Here is a 25959-nt window from a genome sequence, read left to right as displayed (position 1 = left end):
ATGAAAATTTACCCGGTAATCCTGTCCGGCGGCGCCGGTACCCGGCTGTGGCCGCTGTCGCGGGCGGTACTGCCCAAACAGCTGCTGCCGCTGGTGTCGGAGCAGACCATGCTGCAGGAAACCGTGCTACGGCTGGTCGGCGGCGCCGACTTCGCCGCGCCGCTGATCGTTTGCGGTAACGACCATCGCTTCATGGTGGCCGAGCAATTGCGCGCGATCGGCGTGACGCCGCTGGGCATCATGCTGGAATCGGCCGGGCGCAACACGGCGCCGGCCGTGGCCGCCGCGGCCGAGTACCTGCGCGCGATCGATCCGGAGGCGCTGATGCTGGTGCTGCCGGCCGATCACGTGATCACCGACCGCGCCGCCTTCCACGCCGCCATCGCCAGCGCCGCCCAGCTGGCTGGCGATGGGGCGCTGGCCACCTTCGGCGTGGTGCCGACCGCGCCCGAGACCGGCTACGGCTATATTCATCGCGGCACGGCCGTCGGCGCCGCCTACAAGGTCGACCGCTTCGTCGAAAAGCCGGACCAGGCCAAGGCCCAGTCCTTCCTCGACGACGGCGCCTATTATTGGAACAGCGGCATGTTCCTGTTCCGCGCCGAGCGTTATCTGGGCGAGCTGGCCGAATTCGCGCCGGCCATCGCCGCCGCCTCCGGCGAAGCGGTGCGGAAAGCCTACCGCGACATGGATTTCTGCCGCCTGGACGAGGCCGCGTTTGCGGCCAGCCCGTCCGATTCGATCGATTACGCCGTCATGGAGCGCACGCAACACGCGGTGGTGGTGCCGGCCGACATCGGCTGGAGCGACGTCGGCTCGTGGTCGGCCCTGCGCGACGTGCTGCCGCACGACGCGAACGGCAACGCCACGCGCGGCGACGTGTATCTGGACGGCGTGGCCAATTCGCTGGTGCGCGCCGAAAGCCGCATCGTGGCGCTGGTGGGCGTCAGCGACGTCGTCGTGGTCGAGACCGCCGACGCGGTGCTGGTGGCGCACAAGGACCAGGTGCAGCGCGTCAAGCAGGTGGTCGAGCATTTGAAAACCACTGAGCGCACCGAGCATTTGCACCACACCAAGGTGTACCGCCCATGGGGTTGCTACGAAGGCATCGACATCGGCGAGCGCTTCCAGGTCAAGCGCATCACGGTCAATCCGGGCGGCAAGCTGTCGCTGCAAATGCACCACCATCGCGCCGAACACTGGATCGTGGTCAGCGGCACGGCCCGCGTGACGTGCGGCGACAGCGTGACCCTGCTGTCGGAAAACCAGTCGACCTATATTCCGATCGGCATGAACCACCGCCTGGAAAATCCGGGCAAACTGCCTTTGCACCTGATCGAGGTGCAGTCCGGCAGCTACCTTGGCGAGGACGACATCGTTCGTTTCGAGGACGTCTACCAGCGCGTTTAAGCGCTCCGGACTCCCCGCCCGCACCGGCCCGCGTCGTTCGACGCGGGTTTTTTTTCGCCACCGCAATGGCGTTCGCGTGTGGCCATGGCAAAGGCCCCGCAGCGTAAATTGCCCAGGACAACTGTGTCGCGGCATGCGGCGCAGCACATTTTTTCGTCACCGAAGATGATGCCTGTTGGTTTTTTGAGTTGTCACAGATAAATCAAAATCGCTTTTGCAAGCGAATCGCAAGTCATTGTTTTGCAACGAACTATTTTTAAAGTTGTAGCGTTGGCAAGCGACCTGAGCAATAATGGAAGCGCATTATGGCGCCACAAAATACCGCATCGCAACATTTATTTCACGGTATGAAAAAGGCTTTCAAAAAAAATATGTAAAATAAAAAAAGAGCAACTAATTTGCTTGCTTCATGCTATGATGCTGTCTAGTTACTAGTGAACAAACAAGTGGCCACCTCCGCGGCCTATAACCTCCTTAAGGATTTTCTGATGAAACTGAAACACATCTTCGCCGCTCTGCTGGCCGCCGCTTCGTTCAACGCCATGGCTGCCGACCAGTCCGTACAGATCTACGTGACCCCGCCAACCAGCGATATGAATCACTTCAACGGTAAAGCCGTTGCTGGCGATGGCCTGCTGTCGGGCGGCAGCGACGTCATCACCTTCACCGGCCTGGCAACTGGCTACTACTTGGTCGACGTCAGCATCAGCGGTCAGAACCTGACCTTCTCGTCGCAATCGAACCTGAACGGCGTTCCTGGCGAACTGACTTCGGCCGGCAAAGGCCGCTACGCTTTCTTCAGCTCGAGCCCAGCGTCGTCGTTCACGCTGAACCTGTTCGGTACCGCAGCCGCTGGCGCTACCTATAGCGGCGACGTCACCGTCACCGCCGTGCCAGAAGCCGAAACCTACGCAATGATGCTGGGCGGCCTGGGCCTGATGGGCTTCATGGCTCGTCGTCGCAAAGCTAAAAACGCAGCTTAATTGCTGTGTTCGCCGCGGCCGCGCCCAACGGCGCGCGCGGCATCAAAAAGCCCCGGCTACGCCCCGGGGCTTTTTTTATTTTTATGGCCACCTTTCCGCCTCTATAATGATGCAAGTCCGGTCACACCGATCGGCGCACGCGGAGGAGGGAAGGTGCGCGCTTTGCCCCGTCATACCCGGAACACAGCGGCCCCGGCGACCGTGATCGCCGCGCTTGGCCTCGGCCTGGCGCTGGCAAGTCCTGTCGCAGCCGCCGCGCTGGCGCCGTCACAGCTGGCGCTGGTCGTCAACGACGACGAGCCCAATAGCGTGGCCATCGGCGCTCTCTACCGCGACGCCCGCGGCATTCCCGAAAAAAATATCGTCCACGTGCGCATCGCCAAGTCGCCGCGCCAGCTCACGCCGGAGCAATTCGCCCCGCTGCGCCAGCAAATCCTCGACCGCCTCGGCCCCGACATCCGTGCCGTGCTGATGGTCTGGACCGCGCCGTACGCGGTCGGCTGCAATTCGATCACCTCGGCGCTGACGCTCGGCTTCGACGCCGCCCAGTGCGCGGCGCCTTGCGGGCCGGGCAAACCCAGCGCCTACTTCGGCGGCGACCAGGTCACGCCGGCGATGGAGGCGATGAAGATCAGCATGCTGATGCCGACCGGTTCGGTGCCGCTGGCCAAGGAGCTCATCGCCCGTGGCGGCACCCGCTACTTCCGTTTCCCGGCCGCCAGCGCGTATTACCTGACCACCTCGGACGGCCTGCGCAGCGTGCGCGCGCGCTTTTTCCCGCCGGCCGGCAAGGTCGCCTCGCACGAGTTGACGATCAAGCGCCTGAACGCCGACGCGCTCGAAGACGCGCACGACATCATGATCTACCAGACCGGCATGGTCAAAGTCGACAAGCTCGACACGTTGCGCTTCCTGCCCGGCGCGCTGGCCGACCATTTGACGTCGACCGGCGGCGACCTGCTGGGCGAGGGCCAGATGAGCAGCCTGCGCTGGCTGGAGGCCGGCGCCACGGCCAGCTACGGCACGGTGTCCGAGCCGTGCAACCACGTGCAGAAATTTCCCCATCCGGCCGTGCTGCTCAAACGCTACCTGAGCGGCGACAGCGCCATCGAAGCCTACTGGAAAAGCGTCGGCTGGCCGGCGCAGGGCGTATTCATCGGCGACCCGCTGGCGGCGCCGTACGCGCGCTAAATCCGTCCTCGGCGCCCATCGTTGGCGCCGATGCAACACCTGATACATGTGAAACATATCGCTGTCATGAGGCGGTCATGACGATGTCATAATATGTAAATTGCTATATTTAATAACAATGCTCACCTGGATCGTTCATGAAAACTCTCCGTACTTCATCCGTCCCCCGCGCCGCGTCCACGCCCGGCCGCCGCACCCTGATCGCGGCCGCGCTGCCGGCTGTCCTGGCCGTCTTGTCGGCGCCCGCGCTGGCCGTGTCGCCGGTCGTCATCAGCCAGGTCTATGGCGGCGGCGGCAATTCCGGCGCCACCTTCAAGAACGATTTCATTGAACTGTTCAATCGCGGCGACGCGGCGGTCGACATCACCGGCTGGAGCGTGCAGTACGCCAGCGCGGCCGGCGGCAGCTGGGCCGTCAGCAAGGTCACCGGCAACGTCACCCTGCAGCCGGGCCAGTATTTCCTGCTGCAGCAGTCGGCCGGCAGCGGCGGCTCCGAAAGCCTGCCGACACCGGACACGCTGGGTTCGCTGGCGATGGGCGGCAGCGCCGGCAAGGTCGCGCTGGTCAACAACAGCACCGCGCTGAGCGGCGCGGCGCCGGCCAGCGCTTCGCTGGTCGATCTGCTGGGCTATAACGCCGGCTTCTTCGAGGGCGCCAACGGCCCGGGCCTGAGCAACACCACCGCCGCGCTGCGCGCCGCCGGCGGTTGCACCGACACCGACAACAACGCCAGCGACTTCGCTACCGGCGCGCCGACGCCGCGCAACAGCGCCAGCGCGTTGCGCCCTTGCGGCGTGCCGCAGGCGCCGCCGATCGTCGCCAGCTGCCCGGCCAATCTGGCGCTGGCCTTCGGCATCGACGGCAGCGCCGAACTGAGCGCCACCGACGCCGACGGCACCGTCAACCGCGCCGCCATCACGGCCGGCGCCGTGCCCGGCATCAGCCTGGTTAACTTCCTGGCCGCCGGCGCCGCCGGCGGCACCGCCAGCGCCAGCCTCAACGTCGCCGCCAGCGTGCAGGCCGGCAGCTATCCGGTCGTGGTCACCTTCGGCAACGACCAGGCCCAGCAAGCGATCTGCAACATCAACGTCACGGTCGCCGCGCCGGCCAGCCTGACCCACACGATTCCGCAAATCCAGGGCAGCGGCGACACCAGCCCGTACGCCGGCACCATCCAGACCACCGAGGGTGTCGTCACCGCCAAAGTCGGCAGCAGCTTCTTCATCCAGGACGAGAACGGCGACGGCGATCCGCTGACGTCGGACGGCCTGTTCGTCTTCACCACCGCTGCCAACACCGGCACCGTGCAGATCGGCGACCGCGTGCGCATCAGCGGCACCGTCACCGACTACGCGCCGGTGGCCGGCGGCCGCGCCTACACCGAACTGACCGCCGTCACCAGCATCGTCAAGCTGGCCGGCGGCATTGCCGTCACGCCGACCAATGTCACGTTGCCGCACCCGAACCTGGGCCAGCTCGAAGGCATGCTGGTGCGCTTCACGTCGCCGCTGACCGTGGCCCAGCTGCAATACCTGGGCGATCGCGGCGAAGTGACCTTGTCGTCCGGCCGGCTCGAAGTGCCGACCAATAAATACCGCGCCGGCACGCCGGAAGCGATCGCGCTGGCGGCCGCCAACGCCCGCAACCAGATCGTGCTCGACGACGGCATCTTCACCACCCCTGCCGTGATTCCCTACCTGGGCGCGGACGGTTCGCTGCGCGCCGGCGACACGGTCGACAACCTGACCGGCGTGATCGATTTCGGCGCCAAGGGCGGCGGCGGGGCGGCCTTCAAGCTGCAGCCGACGCTCACGCCGGTGTTCTCGCAGGATAATCCGCGTCCGGCCGCGCCGGTGCTGGCAGCGGGCAACGTCAAGGTCGCCAGCGCCAACGTGCTGAACTACTTCACCACCTTCACCGACGGCACCGACATCACCGGCGCCAGCGGCCAGGGTTGCGCGATCGGCGGCGGGGCGCCGTCGCGTTCGAACTGCCGGGGCGCCGACAATATCACCGAGTTCAACCGTCAAAGCGCGAAGATCGTCGGCGAGCTCAAGGCGCTCGAGGCCGACGTCTACGGCTTGATGGAGATCCAGAACAGCGGCGACTACTCGGTCGGCAAGCTGGTCGACGCGCTCAACGAGGCGATCTCGCCGGGCACCGGCCTCAAAACCTACGCGGTGGTGCCGCAGCCGCCCGCCACCGGCACCGACGCCATCCGCGTGGCGATGATCTACAAGCCGGCCACGTTGACGCTGTTGGGCAACGCGCTGTCGGACGCCGACGCCATCAACAACCGGCCGCCGATGGCGCAGACCTTCAAGGCGGCCAACGGCGGCAAGTTCTCGCTGGTGGTCAACCACCTGAAGTCCAAGGGCAGCTGCCCGGCGCCATCGAACGTCGACGGCGACAAGGGCGACGGCCAGAGCTGCTGGAACGCGACCCGCGTGCAGCAGGCCCAGCGCCTGGTGGACGTGTTCGTGCCGCAGGTGGTGGCCGCCGCCGGCGACGCCAAGGTGCTGCTGATCGGCGACTTCAACGCCTACGGCCATGAAGACCCGGTGCAGGTCATCGTCAACAAGGGCTATGTCAACCAGCTCGAGCGCTACATTCGCGGCGCCGGCGCCATGCCGTATTCCTACGTGTTCAACGGCGAAGCGGGCTACCTGGACCACGCGCTGGCCAGCGCCGCGCTCAGCGCCGCGGTGGTGGGCGCGGCCGAGTGGCACAACAACGCCGACGAGCCGCCGGTGATCGACTACAACACCGACGGCAAGCCGCAGGACAAGTACACCGCCGCGCCGTACCGCGCTTCCGACCATGATCCGGTGGTCGTCAGCCTTAACCTGCCGGCGTCGGCGTTCGACGTCACCGCCGGCGTGCGCGGCCTCGGATCGGGCCTGGTGTTTACGCGCCTGACCGGGCGCTGGAGCGGCAGCTACGCCGTCACCAACACCGGCACCGCCGCGCTGAACGGCCCGCTGCAGATCGAGCTGGGCGGCCTGGCGGCCGGCGTCACCTTGCTCAACGCCAGCGGCAGCCACAACGGCGCGCCTTACATCACCGCCAACGTCGGCTCGCTGGCGCCGGGCGCCACCATCACCGTCCCGCTGAGCTTTACCAAAACCGGCGCGGCCGGCATCAGCTATACGGCTAAAATTTACAGCGGCAATTTCTAAGGAAAGAAAATTATGATCGTTAAACTCCCTGTGGCATCCCTGCGCCGCGCACTGCTGGCCCTGGCGCTGGGCGCCTGCGCCAGCCTGGCGTCGGCCGCCTCGACCTTCCACGTCGAACTCGACACGTCGTCGTTCGCCTCCACCGGCTGGATCGACATGCAATTCAATCCGGGTGGCGTGTCGAGCCCGCTGGCGCAGGTGTCGCTGAGCGGCTTCACCGGCTTTGGCGATTCCGCCACGGCGCAGTTGAGCGGCAACGCCAGCGGTTCGCTGGCGGGCGGCTACACCTTGGTCAACAACGGCGCCGGTGGCTTGAACGGTTTGTTCCACGAAGTCGACTTCGGCGGCAAGATCGGTTTCGACGTCACCTTCAGCGGCGCCGCCGATCCGGGCGCCGGTATCGGCTCGGATTTCTATGTGGGCTTGTACAACCAGGCGCAGGACGCGCTGCTGGGCACCAACGAACCGAGCGGTGCGCTGGTGTTGCTGAACTGGACGCCGTACGGCACCGTGATTCCGGCCATGCTCAACAACACCATCGGCACCAGCGTGAACGCCGTCAGCGCGGTGCCGGAAGCCGAGACGTGGTTGATGCTGGGCGCCGGGCTGGCCCTGGTCGGCGGCGTCGCCAGCCGCCGCAAGCACGCGGCGTAAGGCATTAGGAGGGCCGGCGGGGGCACCGGCCGGCGCACAAAAAACGACACATGCGGATGTGTCGTTTTTTTTTCGTCCACGGATGCGGCGGGGCGTTGGCCGTAGGGGCAAAAAACGCCGCACCCTTGCGGGCACGGCGTTTCGATTGTCCAGCGCGCCGCTACGGCAAGTGCCTAGCGCGCGCTGATTTTGCGGCTGACCTTGGCCGCGCCTTCCGCCAGCGGCACCGGATTGTTGGTTTCCACCAGCACCGTGGTCGACGAGGCGACGTCGCCGTTCAGGTCGAGGTATTGCACCCCGCCGTAGTAGCGCTTGCCCGTCGCAAGGCCGCTCCAGCTGGCCGTGACGGTGGCGACGTTGCCGGCGTAGACCCGGCTCGGCACGGCCGCCTTCAGGGCGCCCGCGTTGTCGCCACGGGTGACCACGGCCGACGACAGGTTGAAGTCGGTCGAGACGCCGTCGGCCGGCGCGTAGCCGACCACGCAGACGCGGTAGTTGCCTGCGGCCGGGCTGTTCAGGCGCACCCACTCGGTCGAGCCCCCGCGCAGGCTGCCGCCGGCCACGCTGCCGTCCGGATTGAGCACTACCAGGTCGAGGTCGTCACCGCCGTTGGACGAGGTGTCGCGGTCGAACAGTTCGAACGCGGCGGCCACCGTGTTGGCGGGTATCGTCACCGGAATGGCGCGCACGCCGACCGTGTTGGCAAGACACGCGGCGGCCACGTCGGCGGCCGAGTCGAGCGGCTCCAGGATGGCCGGCACCGTTTGCGTGGCGCCCCGGGAGACTTCCTTGAAGCCGCCGACTGCCGCGCCCATGCGGCCGTTGAAGCCGGCGAGCACGCTCAACAGCACGGTGCTGGTAGGGCGCGTGCTGGCCGTCAGCGCCGGCGACGAGATGGCCCGGCCGCTGCGCGCCGTCAGTGGCACGCGCACCACGTGGCTGGCGTCGGTCCAGGTGACGTCACCGTATTGCCACTCGTTGAAGGCGGCGGTGGTGCGGGTCAGCTTGACCGTGTAGCTGGCGCTGGCGTTGGGCGCCAGGTTCAGCGTGGCGGGCGAGAGCACGGCGGTGAAGCCGGGCAGGCTGGCGCTGCCGCTGTAGGTGGCGGCGCTGGCGCCGACGTTGGTGACGGTGCGGGTGACCTCGACCGTGCCGAGCGCGTTGTTGACGGTGATCGACGGCAGGTTCAGGTTGTAGCCGGTGATCGAGCCGTCGGTGCACTCGGTGCTGAAGCCGGCGCCGCACTGGTAGCGCTTGTAGTCGCGCGCGCCCAGGTCGTACACCAGGCCCGGATCGCTGGCGCCTTTGGCGTTATAGGCGCGGCCGTTGGCCGGATGCGGCACGGTGCCGAACGGGTTGATGTGGCCGGCGCCCTGCGACCACGGCAGCACGCCTTGTTGCAGCCCGGCCAGGCCGTCGGCGAAGGTCGGCGTGGCGCTGGTCATCAGCGCCGACTTGATCGCCGCCGGCGACCAGGTCGGATGTTGCTGGCGCAGCAGCGCGGCAACGCCGGCCACGTGCGGCGACGACATCGACGTGCCCTGGTACAGCGCCCACGCCGGCGGCGGCGTCAGCGTGCCGTTGATGACGTTGGCGCGCTGGACCGCCGTCAGTTCCGGCGTGACGCCGGCCAGGATGTCGACGCCGGGCGCGGTGACGTCCGGCTTGAGCACGTTGCCGTCGTAGCGGTTCGGGCCGCGCGAGGAGAAGCTGGCCGAGACCGGCGCGTTCGGCACGATCACGCTGCTGAACACGCTCAGGCCGGCCAGCGCGCCCTGGGCCGCCGCGTACGCCTTGATGGCGTCGCCGTCGGCCTTGGTCACGTGCACCGTCGGCACCGAATGCACCTCGGCCACCAGGCCGCTGCCGTTGTCGACCATGATCATGCCGACGCCGCCGGCCTGCTTGACGGCCAGGCTCTTGTCGACGCGGGCGTTGGTGCCCCGCACGCAGGTGACTACCTTGCCGGCGACCTTGGCCGGATCGAGCGTCGGGCCGCCGTTGCCGCCAACGCTATAGCACAGGCGCGCCTCATTGGCGTTGGCGCCGGCCAGCACCGCGTCCTCGGACCGGATCAGCGGCGTCTTGGGCAGCGCCGTGTTGTTCAGCGAAACGCCTTTGTAGGTGGCGTTGTTGCCCAGCGTGACCGTGCCCTGGAACACGCGGTTGTGGACCGACGCGCCGATCGTGGCCAGCCATGGGCTGATGTGGTTGACCTCGTTGGCGGGACCGTCGTTGCCGGCCGAGGCGGCGACGAACACGCCGGCGTTGGTCGCATGCAGGAAGGCTTGTTCGACCGCGTCGTTGATGACGGTGCCACCGCTGATCGAGTAGTTCAGCACGTCGACGCCGTCGGTGACGGCCTGTTCGACGGCGGCCACCGCGTCCGAACCCCAGCAGCTGTTCTTGCCGCCGGTCGGGTCGGTGGCGTCGTTGAACGTCCAGCAGATTTTGTAGGAGGCGATGCGCGCGCGCGGGGCGATGCCCGACACCTGGCCCATCGGAATGTTGTCGCCCAGGGTGGCCGTCACGCCGTTGTTGCCGGCCGCCGTGGTCGAGGTGTGGGTGCCGTGGCCGCCGTGGCCGACGGTGCCGCCGATCGAATCGCGCGGCGAGACGAACTCGGTCCAGTGCAACGTGCGCCCGGTGGCCTTGAAGCCGTCGATGAAGTAGCGCGCGCCGATCAGCTTGTTGTTGCACTGGGCCACGGTGAAGCCTTCGCCGCTGTCGCAGCCGCCCTGCCAGCCGGCCGGCGCGTCATAGGCCAGCGTGCCGCTGTTGTCGAAGGTCGGCTTGCCGTTGGCGTCCACGCGGTCGGCGTAGGACAGGTTCTCCGGCCAGATGCCGCCGTCGATGATGCCGACCACGACGTTCTCGCCGGCCTTGCCCTTGCCGCCGAGCTGGTTCCACAGGCCGTTGGCGCCTTCCAGGCCAAGGAAGCTGGGCGTGTAATTGGTCAGCATCTGGCGCGGCGTGTCGGCGGTGATGTTGGCCACCGCGCTGTTGGCCTTGAGCGCGCGCACCTCGTCGTCGGTGAGCATGGCCGAGAAGCCGTTGAGCACCACCTTGTAGTCGTACAGCAGCGGTGCGGCGGCCACGACCGCCTTGACCGACTGCTGCTTCTGGATCAGGTAGCCGCTATAGACCTGGGCCGCGCTGGTGTTGAGGTCGAGCCGCGCGCCGGCGGCCGGCTTGGTGGCGGCGATGCCGGCCACGCCGCCGGTGTAGGACGACAGCGGCTTGTCGGCCAGTTGCACGATGTAGGGGCGGCGCGTGTTGTCGGCGTGCGCGGCCAGGCTCAGGCCGGACAGCAGCAGCGCGATCGCTGCGGAAACAGGGCGTAATGTCATTGGGTGGTTCCTCGATGGGTGGCTCAAACGGCGTGGGCGGATGCTTGGGCTTGCTTGCGGCGGCGCGCCGCGCCGACCACGCCGAGCAGGCCGGCGCCCATCGTCAGCCAGGTCGACGGCTCCGGCACCGGCGCGGCCACCAGCGCGTTGGTGGTGATGTTGTCGATGGCAAACTGGCCGAGGCCCGTGCTGAACGCGGAGCAGTCGCCGCCGGCGTCGCAGACAAAGGCGAAGAAGGCCAGGCTGGTGAACTGGGCGTTGCTGAACAGCGTAGACGCGGTGTAGCTGCCGAACTCGAAGCCCTCGCTGCCGGGCGCGTAGAACGCATAGTCTTCGTACACCGTGCTGTTGTCGGCCCTGAAGCCCTGCACGCGCAGGAAGCCGGGCGTCGCCGGGTAGTCGTAGGCGTTCGAGCCGAGGAAGGAGGCGTCGAACGATTTGAGGCCGAAGGTGCCGCCCGGGGTGGTGCTGGTCAGCTCGAGGTAGCCGTCGTTGATGACGGTGGCGTAGTTGCTGCTGCTTGCCGGGCACTGCAGGAAGCCGCACGCGGCCACCGAATCGGTGCCGTCGATGATGGCGCCGACCGCGTCGCCCGGCAGCGCTTCCGAATCGCTTGAGTAGAAGCCGATATTGAAGCCCTGGCCGACGATGGCGTCGTTATGTGTCAGGCCCACCGGCGGCAAACCGTCGAAGTCGAGGGTGACGTCGGCGTGGGCCGACGGCAGGATGGCCATGGCCAGGCCGGCCAGCATGGATGCACGGACCAATTGTGTCAGTCGGAGGCGCGATGCGGCGCGTGGCGCATCGGTGGGGAACGAGCTGCGTTTCATGGATCTACCCTTTTGTGAGTGAACGACGATGACGTTGGTGCCCCGTTGACGCGCCGGGACAGGCGTGTGCTCCCGTCTGCGCGGGAGATGTCAATAATAGTAGCAAGCTCAACAATAAAGTGGCGAAAAGTTTATCAGTCAAAATTCGGGTAACTAGCATTTTTGCAGCGGTAAATTCGGTTTCCGCTGGGAGCCCGCGTGACCCGCTATCGCGTGTTGCTGTGAGTAATTCGCAACATTGTTGAGGAGGCACAAGGAACGCGCGCGCCGTCGGCCGGCTTCGCGTCGCGGTATCCGGCCCATGAAATCGTTGGCGGAAACGACAAGGCGCCGCCCCCGTGAAGGGGCGGCGCCTCGGTTCCGCGGCATTCGCCGCGGACTACTGGTGTGGAACGCTTACTTCGTGCCGCTAACCTTTGCGCGCGGGCCCGACAGCACCAGCGGCAGCGGATCGTTGGTCTCCACCAACAGCGCGGTCGTGGCGGCGACAGCGCCGGCCGGGGTCAGGAACTGCGCCCCGCCCAGATAGCGCTTGCCGCTGGCCAGGCCGCTCCACGAAGCGGTGATGGTCGCGGCGCCGCCGGCATACACCTTGCCCGGCGTGGTCAGCTTCAGGTTACCGCCGATGTCGCTGCGCGCCACAACCGCCGACGACAACGTGTAGTCGGTGGCCACTTTGTCGGCCGGCGCGTAACCGACCACGCAGGCGCGGTAGGCGCCGGCGGCAGGGCTGTTGAGCATGACCGACTCGTTGGATCCACCGTTCAGGCTGGATGCGGCGACGCTGCCGTCCGGCGCCAGCAGCACCAGGTCCAGATCGTCGCTGCCGTTGCCCGAGGAGGTGTCGCGGTCGAACAGTTCGACCGACAGCACCACCGCGTCGGCCGGCACGCTGAGCGGCGTGACGACGGTGCCGACCACGTTGGCGCGGCAGGCGGCGGCCGTCGCCTCCAGGTCCGCCGGCGGCGTGCCGGGGAAGGCGCTGACCGTTTGCGCGGTGCGGCTGATTTCCTTCAGACCGCCTCCGGCGACGCCGAGGCGTCCGGTGAAGCCGGTGTTTACGCTCAGCAGGGTAGTGCTGGTGGCGCGGGTGCTCTTGACCAGCGCCTTGGACACGACCTGCTTGCCCTCGCGGGCGGTGACCGGCACGCGCACGATGTGGCTGCCATCGGTGAGCACCAGTTCGCCGAACTGCCAGACGCTGTCCGGCGCCGTGGTGCGGGTCAGCTTGACGGTGAAGCTGGCGCTGGCGTTCGGCGCCAGGGTCAGCGTGGCCGGCGAGACCGTCACGCTGTAGCCGGGCAGCGTGGCGCTGGCGGTGTAGGTGGCGGTGGTGGTGCCGACGTTGGTCACCGTGCGCACCACGTCGGTCGAGCCGAGCGTGTTGCCGACGGTGATGGACGGCAGGTTCAGGTTGTAGCCGGCGATGTTGCCCGACGCGCATTGCGAAGCGATGCCGGCGCCGCACTGGTATTTCTTGTAGTCGAGCGCGCCGAGGTCGAACACCAGGCCCGGATCGGCGGCGCCGCCCGGGTTGTAGGGCTTGCCGTCGGCCGGATGGCGCACGGTGCCGACCGGGTTGATGTGGCCGGCGCCCTGGGCCCACGGCAAGGTGCCGGTTTGCGGACTTGGCAGGTTGTCGGTGAAGGTCGGCGTGGCGGTCGTCATCATGGCCGATTTGATCGCCGCCGGCGACCAGGTCGGATGCAGCTGCTTGAGCAGCGCGGCGATGCCGGCCACGTGCGGCGACGACATCGAGGTGCCGTCGTACAGCGCCCAGGCCAGCGGTACCGGCGACAGGGTGCCGCTGACCAGGCTGGCGCGCTCGGCCGGTGTCAGGTCCGGCGTCACGCCGGCCAGCACGTTGGCGCCAGGCGCCGTCAGGTCCGGCTTGAGCACGTTGGCGTCGTAGCGGTTCGGGCCGCGCGAGGAGAAGCCGGTGATCACCGGCGCCGGCGTGGTGCTGGCGCCGATGGTGAAGCGGCTCAGGGCGGCGGTGGCGCCGGCGGTGGTGGCGTAGGTCTTGACCAGCGCGCCGTCGGCCGCGCTGATGTGCACGGTTGGGATCACATGCGGGTCGGCCACCAGGCCGGCGCCGTTGTCGACCAGGATCATGCCGACGCCGCCGGCTTCCTTGACCGCCAGGCTCTTGTCGAGGCGGTCGTTGGTGCCGCGGTCGCAGGTGACGACCTTGCCGGCCACCTTGGCCGGGTCGAGCGCCGGCGTGCCGCCGTTCCAGCTGGTGCTGTAGCACAGGCGGCCGGCGGTGACGGCCGCGCCGGTCACGCGCGCGTCCTCGCCGCGTATCAGCGGCGACTGCGGCAGCGGCGTCGGGTTGAGCGAGTAGCCCTTGTACTGGGCGCCATTGCCGAGCGTGACGGTGGCGCCGAACACGCGGTCGTGGGTGGAGGCCGCCACGGTGGCCAGCCACGGGCTGATGTGGGCGACCTGGTTGCCCGGGCCGCTGTTGCCGGCCGAGGCGGAGACGAACACGCCGGCGTTGACCGCGTGCAGGAAGGCCTGGTCGACCGGGTCGGCCAAGGTTTCGCCGCCGCCGATCGAGAAGTTGAGCACGTTCACGCCGTCGATGACGGCCCGTTCGATCGCCGCCACCGAGTCCGCGCCCCAGCAGCTGTTCTTGCTGCCGCTCGCTTCGGCCGGGGCCACAAAGGTCCAGCACACCTTGTAGGAGGCGATGCGCGCGCGCGGGGCCATGCCCGACACTTCGCCGACGGCCGCGCCGCCCAGCTTGGCGGCCACGCCGTTGTTGCCGCCGGCCGTGGTCGAGGTATGGGTGCCGTGGCCGCCGTGGCCGGTGGCGCCGCCGAGCGAGTCGCGCGGTGAGACGAACTCGGTCGAGTGCAGCGTGAAGCCGGTGTTGTCGAAACCGTTCTTGAAATAGCGCGCGCCGATCAGCTTGTTGTTGCAGGCGGCCACGGTGAAGCCTTCGCCGTCCTGGCAGCCGCCCTGCCAGTTGGTCGGTGCGTCGTAGACCAGCGTGCCGCTGTTGGCGAAGGTCGGCTTGCCGTTGGCGTCCACGCGGTCCGCGTAGGATGGGTTTTCCGGCCAGATGCCGGTGTCGATGATGCCGATGACGATGTCCTCGCCGGCGTTGGCTTTGCCGCCGAGCTGGCTCCACAGGCCGCCCGCGCCGTCCAGGCCGAGGAAGGTCGGGGTGTAGTTGGTCAGCGGCTCGCGCGGAACGTCGGCGCTGACGGCGGCCACGTTGCCGTTGGCCTGCAGCGCGCGCACCTCGTCGTCGGTCAGCATGGCCGAGAAGCCGTTGAGCACGACCTGGTAGTCATACACCAGCGGCGCGCTGGCCACCAGCGCCTTGACGCTTTGCTGCTTTTGCGCCAGGTAGGCGCTGTAGGCCTGGGCGGCGGCCGAGGTGAGGTTGAGCTTGGAGCCGGCGACCGGCTTGGTGGCGGCCAGGCCGGCGACGCCGCCGGTATAGGACGACACCGGCTGGTCGGCCAGTTGCACGATGTACGGACGGCGCGTGTCGTCGGCGTGGGCCTGCGCTATCAAGCCGCTCAGCAACAGCGCGACGGCGGCGGAAATGGGGCGTAATTTCATCTGCGGTTCTTTCGGAATGGGGTGGGATCAGGCGGCGCGGCGGCGGGGGGCGGCGGTGCCGACGGCCAGCAGGCCGGCGCCGAGCATCAACCAGGTCTGCGGTTCAGGCACAGGGGTCACGGCGCTGGTGCCCAAACTGATGTTGTCGATGGCGAACTGGCCCTGGCCGGTGCTGCCGGCGTAGCAGTTGCCGCTGCCGTCGCAGGCGGCGGCGAAGAAGTCGAAGCCGAGGTACTTGGTCGCGCCGAAGCTGGCGGCGGTGTTGTACAGGCCGAACTCGAAGCCGTTGGCGCCCGGCGCGCCGAGCGCGTAGGTCACCTGGTCGTAGCCGCCGCCGAGCGTGTAGCCGCGCACCACCAGCAGCCCGGCCGTGGCTGGATAGCTGAAGCTGCTCGTGCCGAGGAAGCTGGCGTCAAAAGAATTCAGGCCCAGCAGCTGGCCCGGGGTGTTGCTGGTGATCTCGATGATGCCGTCGTTCAGGCCGGTCAGGTAGCTGCCGTCGCTTGCCGGGCACTGCAGGGCGCCACAGGCGGCCACCGAATCGGTGCCGTCGACGATGGCGCCGACCACGTCGGTCGGCTGGGCGTCCGGGTCGAAGCTGTAGCCGGCGACGCTCAAGCCGTCGAAGGTGAAGGCCCGTTCCACCGTCAGTTCGCCCGAGGTATGGGTGCCGAAGGTGAGCAAGGTGTCGGCGCGGGCGGCCGTCATGGCGGCCACGGTCAGGCCGGCGAACAGGGCGGCGCGGGCCAATTGTGTCAGCCGGGTGCGCGGCGCCGCGTGTTGCGCGGCTGGGAAGTGCAAGCTACGGTTCATGAATCTACCCTTATATAAGTGATGCATCATTGAGTTGGCGAAGACGGTGCGCTCCCCGGGACGGCCGGCGCCGAATACTCGCGGCGGGACAGGGATGACAAATAGTGTAGCAACCGCGTCAATAAAATTGTGGGCGAATTAATAATCTTCTTTCGGTGGACGATGGTTTTGGAGGCAAAAAAACCGATTTCACTGTGAACATGCGCCTTGCAAGGTGGTCATCCGGTGTGATGTATTTGCAACAAGACGACGGCGGCGCGAAGCGGACCGCGCCGGTGGAAGAAAAGATTGTCGAGCTGGCAAACCGCATGGTAGTCTTGCCCCTGCGGCCGGCAGCGCCGCGCAGCTCCGGCAAGCAGCGGAACATCTCGGGTTAATTAAGGAGTTGGTCGGATGGAAGTGGCGAAGAATCGCGGTTGGACGGCGGCCCGCAAGGCCGGCGGCTTCACATTGTTGGAATTGCTGGTGGTGATCGTCATCATCGGATTGTTGGCGGCATATGTCGGCCCCAAATATTTCGCCCAGCTGGGCAAGTCGGAAGTGACCATCGCCAAGGCGCAGATCGACGCGTTCGAGAAATCGCTCGACACCTACCGGCTCGACGTCGGCCGCTATCCGACCACCGAGGAAGGGCTGGCCGCGCTGCTGGTGGCCCCGGCCACGGCGGGCGCCAAATGGAACGGTCCTTACCTGAAGAAGGGCGTGCCGCCCGATCCGTGGGGCCATCCCTACCAGTACAAGGCGCCCGGCACCAAGGCCGAGTTCGAGATCATTTCGCTGGGCCGCGACGGCCAGCCCGGCGGCGCCGGCGAGGACGCCGACATCGGCGCGCAGTAAGCGGCCCGATCCGCGTCGTTTTCCGCACCGTCACCGTCAACGAAAGCAGTTTTCATGCAGTTCGATGTCCGCACCTTGTCGGCCGAAATGGTCATCTCCCATCTGTTGATCGATGGCCGCGATGAGGCCGACGCGCGCCGCCAGGTCGAGGCGCGTGGCCTGTTCGTCAGCGCCATCGCGCCGGCGCGCGGCGGCCTGACCGGCAGGGGGCGCGCCGGCAAACGCCCCGCGTTGTCGCTGGTGTTGTTCAGCCAGGAGCTGCTGGCGTTGCTGACGGCCGGCCTGGGCATCGTCGAGGGCCTGGAGGCCTTGCTGGAAAAAGAAGGCAATCCGGCCACGCGCGGCGTGCTCGAACGGTTGCTGGGAGGCCTGCGCGAGGGCCAGCGCTTTTCGGCCGTGCTGGCCGAGCAGCCCGACCTGTTCCCGCCGCTCTACATCGGCATCGTCAAGGCGGCCGAGGGGACCTCCGACCTGCCGCGCTCGCTGTCCCGTTTCATCGACTACCAGCAGCGCATCGACCTGGTGCGCGGCAAGCTGGTGTCGGCCGCGATCTATCCTTGCATCCTGCTATTGGTCGGCGGCGGCGTCAGCCTGTTTTTGATCGGCTACGTGGTGCCGCGCTTTGCCGAGGTCTACCAGGGCGCCGGACGCGACCTGCCGTGGCTGTCGCAGCAAATGCTCAACTGGGGCCAGTTCGCCAGCCAGCACACCACGGTGATGCTGGGCGCCATCGCGGCGGTGCTGGCGGCGCTGGTGCTGACGGTGCGCCACCTGATGGGCAGCGGCGGCATCGTCCGTCTGCTCAGTCGCCTGCCGGGCATCGGCGAGCGCGTGCGCATCTATGAATTGTCGCGGCTGTATCTGACGCTGGGCATGCTCAGCGAGGGCGGCATCACCATCGTGCATGCGATCGAGACGGTGCAGGGCATGGTCTCGGCCGGCATCCGCCAGAACCTGCAGGCGGCGCGCGCGTCGATCGAGGCCGGGCTGCCGCTGTCGACCGCCTTCGAGGCCAACGCGCTGACCACGCCGATCTCGCTGCGCATGCTGCGCGTGGGCGAGCGCACCGGCGACATGGGACCGATGCTGACGCAATCGGCGGCTTTTTACGACGGCGAGATCACCCGCTGGATAGACCGTTTCACGCGCACCTTCGAACCGCTGCTGATGGCCGCCATCGGCCTGATCGTCGGCGCCATCGTGGTGCTGCTTTACATGCCGATCTTTGATCTGGCCGGAGACATGTCATGACGGCCCAGGCCAATTCGCTGGATAGCATGGCCGGCGCGCCGGCGTCGCCGCTGCCGGCGCTGGACACCGCGCTGGTGGCGCGCGCGCGCCATCTGCGCCAGCAATCGAAACGCACCCTGGTCGAGGAGCTCGAAGCGCTCAGCGGCATGGAGCCGCGCCTGGTGGTGCAGGCGCTGGCGCAGCCGTTCGGCATGACGGTGCTCGAGACGGTCGACATGCTGGCCTTCGTGCCGGCCTTCGACCTGCTGCCGCTGTCGCAGGCGATGGCGCGCTACTGCGTGCTGCTGCGCGGCTTCGACGGCGTGGTGGTCGGCGTCATCGCCGATCCGTTCGACCTCGATCTGCAAACCTGGCTTGGCACGCAGGCGCGCGCCACGCCGCACGCGCCGTTGCCGGTGCGCCTGGCGCTGCAGGCCGATATCCAGGCCTACCTGTCCAAGCAGGAGGAATCGGCGCGCGCCACCGACTCGCTGCTGCCGGGCGCCAGCGAGGGCCGGCGCGACGGCAAGACCGCCGCCGTGCTGTCGTTCGCGTCGGTGTCGGAAGCGGCCAGTCCGGCGGTCCGGCTGGTCAACTCCACCCTGTACGACGCGCTCAAGGCCGGCGCCTCCGACATCCACCTCGAGAGCACGGCCGGCGGCCTGGCCGTCAAGTACCGGGTCGACGGCGTGCTCGATCACGCCACCGCCGTCAACGGCATCGAAGTGGCCGAACAAATCATCTCGCGCCTGAAGGTGCTGGCCGAGTTGGACATCGCCGAGCGCCGCGTGCCGCAGGACGGCAGCTTCCGGGTCGAGGCCAACGGCCGCGAGATCGATTTGCGCGTCTCCATCATGCCGAGCATCCACGGCGAGGATGCCGTCATTCGTATCCTCGACAAACGCGCCATGATCGAGGCGTACGGTTCGCTCACGCTGGAGGCGCTGGGCTTCGACGCGCCGTCGCTGGCGACCTTGCGCGTGCTGGCGCAGGAGGCGTATGGCATGCTGCTGGTGACCGGTCCCACCGGCTCCGGCAAGACCACCACCTTGTACGCGGCGCTGACCGAGATCCACAACGGCCGCGAAAAGATCATCACCATCGAGGACCCGGTCGAGTACCAGCTGCCAGGCATCCTGCAGATTCCCGTCAACGAGAAGAAGGGCCTGACCTTCGCCAAAGGCCTGCGCTCGATCCTGCGCCACGATCCGGACAAAATCATGGTGGGCGAGATCCGCGACCGCGAGACGGCGGAAATCGCCGTGCAGTCGGCGCTCACCGGCCACCTGGTGCTCACCACCGTGCACGCCAATAACGTGTTCGACGTGTTCGGCCGCTTCACCCACATGGGCATCGACCCGTATGCTTTCGTATCCGCGTTGAACGGCATCTGGGCGCAGCGCCTGGTGCGCATCAACTGCCCGCACTGCGCGGTGGAATACACGCCGGACGACCACGAACTGGCCAGCGTCGGCCTGCACCGCGCCGATGTCTATGATTACCGCTTCATGCAGGGGCCGGGCTGCGGCGATTGCCGTGGCACCGGCTACAAGGGGCGCCGCTCGATCGCCGAGATCCTGACGTTGAACGACGAGATCCGCGAACTGATCGTCGACAAGCGGCCGATCCGCCAGATCAAGCAGGCGGCCTACGAAAACGGCACGCGCAGCCTGCGGCAGGCTGCGCTGGAACTGGTCAAGCGCGGTGGCACCACGCTGTCCGAAATTAAACGGGTGACCTTGCATGCGTAGAGCCATCGGACAATCGCTGCGCATCGGCGTGGCCGGCCACGCGGTCAGCCTGCTGCGCGTGAACCGCTGGCGCGGCCGGGGTGGCGGCGGCGCATTCACGGTGCTGGCGGAGCATGCGTTCGCGCCGTCGGCCGCGCATCCGTTCGACGCCATCGCCAACGCCTTGCGCGCGCTGCTGGGCGAGCAGGACGTCGGCGGCTGGCCGGTCGGCATCGTGCTGGCCGACGAACTGACGCGCATGTGGCGCGTCACGCCGCCGCCCGGCGCCACCCGTCTCGATGATATGGAGGCTGCGGCCGGGCTGCGCTTCCAGTCGCTGTACGGCGAGGCGCCGTCGGCCTGGAAGATATCGGCCGACTGGAACGCCACCGAACCGTTCTTCGCCGCCGCCATGCCGCGCGCGCTGTTGGCGATACTGGAGCTGGTGGCGCGGGAATTCAAGCTCTCCATCGTCGGCGTCGAACCGCATTTCGTCAGCGCCTGGAACCGCTGGCGGCGCGGCATGAAGCAGGGCGCCTGGTTTGGCCTGCTGCATGACAACCTGCTGACCCTTGCGGCGATCGACAGCGCCGGCAAAGGGCCGCAGGCGATGCGTGCAATCCGCGCGCTGCCGGTGCCGCCCGGCGCCGATCCGGCCTGGCTGACGCAGACGCTGAAGCGCGAGGCGCTGCTGCTCGATATTCCGCCTCCGGAGCTGTTGCAATTGTGCGGCGCCGCCTCGGGTAGCCCGGCCGCCGCCGCGTGGACGCGCTCCGCCGGCAACGCGTCGCAGATTCCCTGCGAGGCGCTCGACCCGGCGCGGCAGACAGCCGACGCCGGGCTATCGATGGCGGTGCTGCTGGCGCGCGGCGGGAGCCTGGCATGAGCAGGAACGCGATGCACATCGACTTCGCGCCGCGCAGCCTGCGCCGCACCTTGTTCCGCACGCATCCGGCGCTGCTGGCGCTGGGCGCCGCCGGGCTGCTGCTGTGCGCGGGCGCGGCCTTCGGCGGATGGAAGCTGGTCGAACAGCAGCGCGAGCGCGAACAGCAGCTGCGCCATATCCAGCAACGCGCTGCCGCCATGTCCGCGCGGCCTGTGGAGGTGGCAAGGGTGGTGATACCGGAGGCGCAGGCCGCCTTCGTCAACGGCGCAATCCTGCAATTGAACCTGCCCTGGCGCGAGCTGCAGGACGCCGTGGCCGCCGCCACACCACGCAACGTGGCGCTGGTGGCGATGGAGCCGGACGCGCGCAAGCAGGTGCTCAAGATCACTGCCGAAACCAGGACCAGCGACGATATGGTGGCCTACGTGGCGGAACTCAAACAGCAGGAAACCTTCAGCGGCGTGGTATTGACCCGCCACGAAATCAACGACCAGGACCCGTTGCGGCCTTTGCGCTTCCAGCTGGAGGCGACATGGATAACCCGGTGAGCACAATCGACGCGGTGAACCTGCGCGCGCTGGCGCTGCGCGTGCGTCTGGCGCTGCTGCGACTCGGCGCGCCGGCCTGCGTGGCCATCGGCTTGGGCGTGGCCGGCGTGGCGGCGTGGGCCTGGCTGCTGCCGCAGCGCGCGGCGCAGGCGCGGGAGATGGCGCGGCCGTTGCCGGCGCCGTCGTCGCTGGTGACGGCGCCGCCGCCGCCATCGGCCAACCAGAACCTGGCCGACTTCTATCGGGTGCTGGGCGAGAAGCGTTATGCGGAACAGCAGGTCAAGGTGCTGTTCGACCTGGCCGCGAAATCCAATCTTGTGCTGAGTCAGGGCGAGTACAAGTCTGCCTACGACAAGGCCAGCCGCGTGAGCACCTATCAGATCATCCTGCCGGTCAAAGGGCCTTACCAGTCCATCTGGCAGTTCGCCATGCAGGGTTTGCGCGAGATGCCGTTTGCGTCGCTGGACGAAATCGGCTTCCGCCGCGACACCATCGCCGAGGCGACGGTGGAGGCGCGCCTGCGCTTTACGCTGTACCTCAAGGACGGCGAGCCATGAAGCCTTCTCACATCGCGATGGGGGTGGCGCTGGCTGGCGCCGCCGCGCTGGTGATCTTCGGCGACAACACGCCGTCGTCGGACATCGCCGAGCCGGTCGCCCGCGCGGCCAAGGCGCCGGCGGTGGCCTCCAGGCCGGCCGAACGCTCCGGCAAGGACGGCAAGGCTGCGGCGGACGCGATGATACTGCGGCTGGTGCCGCGTGCCACGCTGGTCGGCGACTCGGCCGACGCGAGCTTTGGCGCCGGCGAGGGCGTGTTCCTGGGCCAGAACTGGAATCCGCCGCCGCCACCGCCGCCGCCGCAGTCGCAATCGAACGCGCCGCCACCGCCGCCGATGGCGCCGCCGGTTCCGTTCAATTACTTCGGCAAAGCCGTCGCCGACGGCCAGTGGGAAGTCTATCTGGCGCGCGGCGACAAGACCTATGTGGTGCGCAACAAGACCGTGATCGACGGCGCCTACCGCGTCGACCGCATCGCGCCGCCGCTGATGACCGTCACCTACCTGCCTTTGAACCAGGTACAACAGATTAATATTGGAGCATTCGACTGATGGCTAGTCATCTGAACATATGGCGCCGCCGCGCCGCGCTGCCTGCTTTGCTGGCGATCGCCGTCGGCGTGAGCGGCTGCGCCGGGCAAATGGCCTTCCGCGAAGCCAACCAGCTGGTGGCCAAGGATCAGGTGGAAGCGGCCCTGCTCAAGTACCAGGAGGCCGCGCGGGCCGAACCGGGCAACGCCGAATACCGCACCGCCTATCTGATGGCGCGCGACCGCGCGGTGCAGCGCCTGCTCGAGGAGTCCGAGCGGCAGCTGTCGGAGGGCCGTCCCGATTGGGCGGAGCAGGGCTTCCGCCGCGTGCTGGGCATGGACCAGATGAACGAGCGCGCGCGCAGCGGCCTGCGCGCGATTGAACGCGACAGCCGCCAGGACAAGCTGCTGGCAGCCGCCATCGAGCATGTCAACAAAAAGGAATACGACCTGGCGAAGCTGCGCCTCAACGCGCTGCTGACGGAAACGCCGTCGAACGAGAAGGCGCGCCAGCTGCTGCGCGAGGTGACCGAGAAGAGCGCGCAGCCGGTGGTGGAGTCGGGCTTGTCGAAATCGTACAAGCAGCCGATCACGATCGAGTTCCGCGACGCCCCGCTCAAGCAGGTGTTCGAGGTGATCGCGCGCCGCTCCGGGTTGAACTTCGTGTTCGACAAGGACGTCAAGACAGATCAGCGCACCACCGTCATGCTGAAGAACAGCACCGTCGAATCGGCGATCTACTTCCTGCTGCTGACCAATCAGCTGGAGCAGCAGGTCATGGACGCCAACACGATCCTGATCTACCCGAACGTGGCGGCCAAACTGAAGGAATACCAGGAGATGACGGTCAAGACCTTCTTCCTGGCGAACGCCGAGGCCAAGCTGGTGGCCAACACCCTCAAGACCATCCTCAAGTCGCGCGACGTGGTGGTCGATGAAAAACTCAATCTGCTGATCGTGCGCGACAACCCGGAGGCGATCCGCCTGGCCGAACGCCTGATCGCGGTGCAGGACGCGCCCGAGGCGGAGGTGATGCTGGAAGTAGAGATCCTGGAAGTCAAGCGCGGCACCCTGATGAACCTGGGCGTGGAGTGGCCGACCAGCGTGGGATTGACGCCGCTGTCGACCGCCGGCGGCGCCGGGCTCACCATCCGCGATCTGCGCGGTTTGAACTCGGACACCATCGGCGTAACCGGCATTTCGGCCGCCATCAATGCCAACAAGACCGACACCGACTCCAACCTGCTGGCCAATCCGCGCATCCGCGTGCGCAACAAGGAAAAAGCCAAGATCGTCATCGGCGACAAGCTGCCGGTGATCACGGCGACGGTATCGTCGGGCATCGGCGGCTTCGCCAGCGACAACGTCACCTATGTCGATGTCGGCCTGACGCTCAACGTCGAACCAACCATCTACCTGAACAACGAGGTGGCGATTCGCGTGCAGCTGGAGGTGAGCAACCTGACCAACACGATCACCACCAGGAACGGCGGCACCGCCTACCAGATCGGCACGCGCCAGGCCAGCACCATGCTGCAATTGAAGGATGGCGAAAACCAGGTGCTGGCGGGTCTGATCAACAACGAGGAACGCGGCACGGCCAGCAAACTGCCCGGCGCCGGCGATTTGCCGATCATCGGACGCCTGTTCGGCAGCAAGCGTGACGACAACCAGAAGACGGAGATTGTCTTGTCGATCACGCCGCGCCTGATACGCAATGTGCAGCGTCCGGAGGCCAGCGCCTCCGAATTTTCGGCCGGCACCGAGGCGAGCTTCCGCCGCCGTCCGGACCTGACCGTGCGCACGCCGGTGCAGCTGCCTGCGCCGCCGGGCGCACTGTCCGCGCCTGCCGCACCGACCGCGCCAATGAATCCGGCCAATGCACCCGCGCCGGCCGAAGCGCAAGGCGCCACCCCGCAGGCGATTCTGCCGCCGCCGGTGCAGGCCATGCCGCTATCGACAGGCCAGCCGGCGCCGCTGCCGACGACACAAGGCGCGCAGCCGCAACCGGTGCAGCCGGCGGTGGAAATCTCGCCGTCGCCGCAGCAGTGACGTCAAGGTGGGCATGATGCGCGCGCGCGGTTTCACACTGATCGAGCTGCTGGTGACGCTGACCATCCTCGGGCTGCTCAGCGTGCTGGTGATCCCGACCGCGCGGGTGGTGGTGCAGCGCCGCCAGGAGCAGGACCTGCGCGAGGCGCTGCATCAGATCCGCCAGGGTATCGACGCCTACAAGCTGGCTTACGACCAGGGACGCATCACCAAGTCGCTGGTCTCGACCGGCTATCCGAAGACGCTGGAACTGCTGGTCGAGGGCGTGCCCGACCTGCAAAACCCCAAGCAGGCGAAGATCTACTTCCTGCGCCGCGTGCCGCGCGATCCGTTCAATTCCGATATGTCGCTGAGCGAAGCGCAATCGTGGGGCAAGCGCAGTTACGCCAGCGAGGCAGACCAGCCGAGGGAGGGCGAGGATGTCTACGACGTTTTCAGCATGAGCGAGAAGGAAGGCTTGAATGGCGTTCCGTATAAAAAATGGTGACCATGAAGACCAAAGGTTTTACGCTGATCGAGTTGCTGGTGGTGCTGGGCATCGTCGCCTTGATGCTGACGCTCGCCGTGCCGCGCTACTTCCCCAGCATCGACAAGTCGAAAGAAGTGGTGTTGGCCGATAACCTGCGCAACGTGCGCAACGTGATCGACCAGTACTACGGCGACACGGGCCGTTATCCCGACACGCTGGAGCAGTTGGTCGAGAAAAAATACCTGCGCGCGTTGCCGGTCGATCCGGTCACCGACAGCGACACCACGTGGGTCATCATTCCGCCGGAAGACGGCGCCAAGGGCGGCGTCTACAACATCAAGAGCGGCGCGCCCGGCAACGACCGTAGCGGCAAGCCTTACGCCGACTGGTGATGCGGCGGCCGGGCAAGCGCCGCAGCGGCGGCTTCACCTATCTGAGCCTGATCATCCTGGTGGCGATCATCGGGCTGGTGTCGGCATCGGCGCTGAAACTGGGATCGGTGCTGCAGCGGAGCAGGGCGGAGCAGGAACTGCTCGACATCGGCGCCGCCTTCAGCGACGCGCTGCAAAGCTATGCCAACGCCACCCCGGCCGGTTTTCCGCCGCAGCCGCCGTCGTTGAAGGAGCTGCTCAAGGACCCGCGCTTTCCGACCGTGCGGCGCCACCTGCGCAAGGTATTTGTCGATCCGATGACGGGCAAGGCGGAATGGGGCATCGCCTATCTGGGCGACAAGGTGGGCGTGCTGGCGGTGTACAGTTTGTCGGACGCGAAGCCGGTCAAGATAGGTAACTTCCCGCAGCGCTTCCAGGGCTTGGCCGGCAAGCAGAAAATCTCGGAGTGGCGCTTCGCGGCGACTGGCGGCACGCTGCCGGCGCCGGGACAGAACCAGCAGCCCGGCGCGGTGGAAGTGAAACCTGGTGCGCCTTTGCCTGGCAGCCCGGCGATGCCGGTTCCGCCGGCGCCTGTTACGCCGCCCGCGCAGACGCCGCAGCCCGAGCCCGAGCCTGCGCCGCCACCGGAAGAAGAAAAACCGGCGCCCGAGCCGGAGCCCGAGCCGCAGCCCCAGACCAATCAGCCGGAGCCGCCGGAACCAACCAAGCCGCGATAAACCGCGACACAACCCGACAAGCCG

Annotated in this window: 21 protein-coding genes; 17 read left to right on the top strand and 4 right to left on the bottom strand. The window is 67.4% G+C overall.

Annotated elements, in window-relative coordinates; translation table 11 throughout:
• From ACZ0BA_RS14960 to ACZ0BA_RS14940, 5 genes are all read left to right on the top strand, one after another.
• Positions 1–1410, top strand: coding sequence for a mannose-1-phosphate guanylyltransferase/mannose-6-phosphate isomerase (locus ACZ0BA_RS14960; protein WP_463452015.1), 1410 nt, complete (start codon positions 1–3; stop codon positions 1408–1410).
• Between the two features lie 488 nt (positions 1411–1898).
• Entirely contained in the window at positions 1899–2393 is a 495-nt protein-coding gene (locus tag ACZ0BA_RS14955) for an FxDxF family PEP-CTERM protein (protein WP_463452014.1), read from the top strand.
• Between the two features lie 153 nt (positions 2394–2546).
• Complete coding sequence (locus ACZ0BA_RS14950) at positions 2547–3584, top strand: TIGR03790 family protein (RefSeq protein ID WP_463452013.1); 1038 nt, start codon at positions 2547–2549, stop codon at positions 3582–3584.
• Positions 3585–3721: 137 nt separating this feature from the next.
• Entirely contained in the window at positions 3722–6763 is a 3042-nt protein-coding gene (locus ACZ0BA_RS14945; RefSeq protein WP_463452012.1) for an ExeM/NucH family extracellular endonuclease, read from the top strand.
• 12 nt (positions 6764–6775) lie between these two features.
• The gene (locus tag ACZ0BA_RS14940) at positions 6776–7417 is read left to right on the top strand and encodes an NF038129 family PEP-CTERM protein (protein WP_463452011.1); all 642 of its coding nucleotides are present in this window, start codon (positions 6776–6778) and stop codon (positions 7415–7417) included.
• 173 nt (positions 7418–7590) lie between these two features.
• Here ACZ0BA_RS14940 and ACZ0BA_RS14935 read toward each other — a convergent pair whose 3' ends face one another.
• From ACZ0BA_RS14935 to ACZ0BA_RS14920, 4 genes are all read right to left on the bottom strand, one after another.
• On the bottom strand, positions 7591–10767 hold the full coding sequence (locus ACZ0BA_RS14935; protein ID WP_463452010.1) for a S8 family serine peptidase: 3177 nt from the start codon (positions 10765–10767) through the stop codon (positions 7591–7593).
• A gap of 23 nt (positions 10768–10790) precedes the next feature.
• The gene (locus tag ACZ0BA_RS14930; RefSeq protein ID WP_463452009.1) at positions 10791–11597 is read right to left on the bottom strand and encodes an NF038120 family PEP-CTERM protein; all 807 of its coding nucleotides are present in this window, start codon (positions 11595–11597) and stop codon (positions 10791–10793) included.
• Between the two features lie 396 nt (positions 11598–11993).
• Positions 11994–15176 carry a S8 family serine peptidase gene (locus tag ACZ0BA_RS14925; RefSeq protein ID WP_463452008.1) on the bottom strand — a complete coding sequence of 1061 codons (3183 nt, stop codon included), beginning with the start codon at positions 15174–15176 and terminating at the stop codon, positions 11994–11996.
• 27 nt (positions 15177–15203) lie between these two features.
• A complete protein-coding gene (locus ACZ0BA_RS14920; protein ID WP_463452007.1) occupies positions 15204–15989 on the bottom strand; it encodes an NF038120 family PEP-CTERM protein in 786 nt (261 codons plus the stop codon).
• Between the two features lie 155 nt (positions 15990–16144).
• Here ACZ0BA_RS14920 and ACZ0BA_RS14915 point away from each other — a divergent pair, with 155 nt between their 5' ends.
• From ACZ0BA_RS14915 to ACZ0BA_RS14860, 12 genes are read left to right on the top strand one after another with little or no spacing between them, the layout of a single operon-like run.
• The gene (locus ACZ0BA_RS14915; protein ID WP_463452006.1) at positions 16145–16366 is read left to right on the top strand and encodes a hypothetical protein; all 222 of its coding nucleotides are present in this window, start codon (positions 16145–16147) and stop codon (positions 16364–16366) included.
• A gap of 16 nt (positions 16367–16382) precedes the next feature.
• A complete protein-coding gene (gene gspG, locus ACZ0BA_RS14910; RefSeq protein ID WP_463452005.1) occupies positions 16383–16826 on the top strand; it encodes a type II secretion system major pseudopilin GspG in 444 nt (147 codons plus the stop codon).
• Positions 16827–16880: 54 nt separating this feature from the next.
• Entirely contained in the window at positions 16881–18077 is a 1197-nt protein-coding gene (locus ACZ0BA_RS14905; RefSeq protein WP_463452004.1) for a type II secretion system F family protein, read from the top strand.
• A 26-nt stretch (positions 18078–18103) separates the two neighbouring features.
• Positions 18104–19807 (top strand): GspE/PulE family protein, encoded by a 1704-nt coding sequence (locus tag ACZ0BA_RS14900; RefSeq protein ID WP_463454761.1) that lies wholly within the window; start codon positions 18104–18106, stop codon positions 19805–19807.
• Positions 19800–20672: a hypothetical protein gene (locus ACZ0BA_RS14895; RefSeq protein WP_463452003.1), complete on the top strand. Its 873-nt coding sequence runs from the start codon at positions 19800–19802 to the stop codon at positions 20670–20672. The genes ACZ0BA_RS14900 and ACZ0BA_RS14895 overlap by 8 nt, the downstream gene beginning before the upstream one ends.
• Positions 20669–21220, top strand: coding sequence for a PilN domain-containing protein (locus tag ACZ0BA_RS14890; RefSeq protein ID WP_463452002.1), 552 nt, complete (start codon positions 20669–20671; stop codon positions 21218–21220). Before ACZ0BA_RS14895 ends, ACZ0BA_RS14890 begins: the two co-directional genes overlap by 4 nt.
• Positions 21217–21777, top strand: coding sequence for a hypothetical protein (locus ACZ0BA_RS14885; RefSeq protein ID WP_463452001.1), 561 nt, complete (start codon positions 21217–21219; stop codon positions 21775–21777). The genes ACZ0BA_RS14890 and ACZ0BA_RS14885 overlap by 4 nt, the downstream gene beginning before the upstream one ends.
• Positions 21774–22328, top strand: a complete 555-nt coding sequence (locus tag ACZ0BA_RS14880) for a hypothetical protein (protein ID WP_463452000.1) — start codon at positions 21774–21776, stop codon at positions 22326–22328. The genes ACZ0BA_RS14885 and ACZ0BA_RS14880 overlap by 4 nt, the downstream gene beginning before the upstream one ends.
• Positions 22328–24358 (top strand): secretin N-terminal domain-containing protein, encoded by a 2031-nt coding sequence (locus tag ACZ0BA_RS14875; RefSeq protein ID WP_463451999.1) that lies wholly within the window; start codon positions 22328–22330, stop codon positions 24356–24358. Before ACZ0BA_RS14880 ends, ACZ0BA_RS14875 begins: the two co-directional genes overlap by 1 nt.
• 13 nt (positions 24359–24371) lie before the next feature.
• Positions 24372–24845: a type II secretion system protein gene (locus ACZ0BA_RS14870; RefSeq protein ID WP_463451998.1), complete on the top strand. Its 474-nt coding sequence runs from the start codon at positions 24372–24374 to the stop codon at positions 24843–24845.
• Positions 24839–25219, top strand: a complete 381-nt coding sequence (locus ACZ0BA_RS14865) for a type II secretion system protein (RefSeq protein WP_463451997.1) — start codon at positions 24839–24841, stop codon at positions 25217–25219. The genes ACZ0BA_RS14870 and ACZ0BA_RS14865 overlap by 7 nt, the downstream gene beginning before the upstream one ends.
• On the top strand, positions 25219–25935 hold the full coding sequence (locus ACZ0BA_RS14860; RefSeq protein WP_463451996.1) for a type II secretion system protein: 717 nt from the start codon (positions 25219–25221) through the stop codon (positions 25933–25935). Before ACZ0BA_RS14865 ends, ACZ0BA_RS14860 begins: the two co-directional genes overlap by 1 nt.
• Positions 25936–25959: the final 24 nt, after the last annotated feature.

Source organism: Duganella sp. AC917, assembly GCF_979258245.1.
This window is presented reverse-complemented; position numbering and strand designations above follow the sequence as displayed.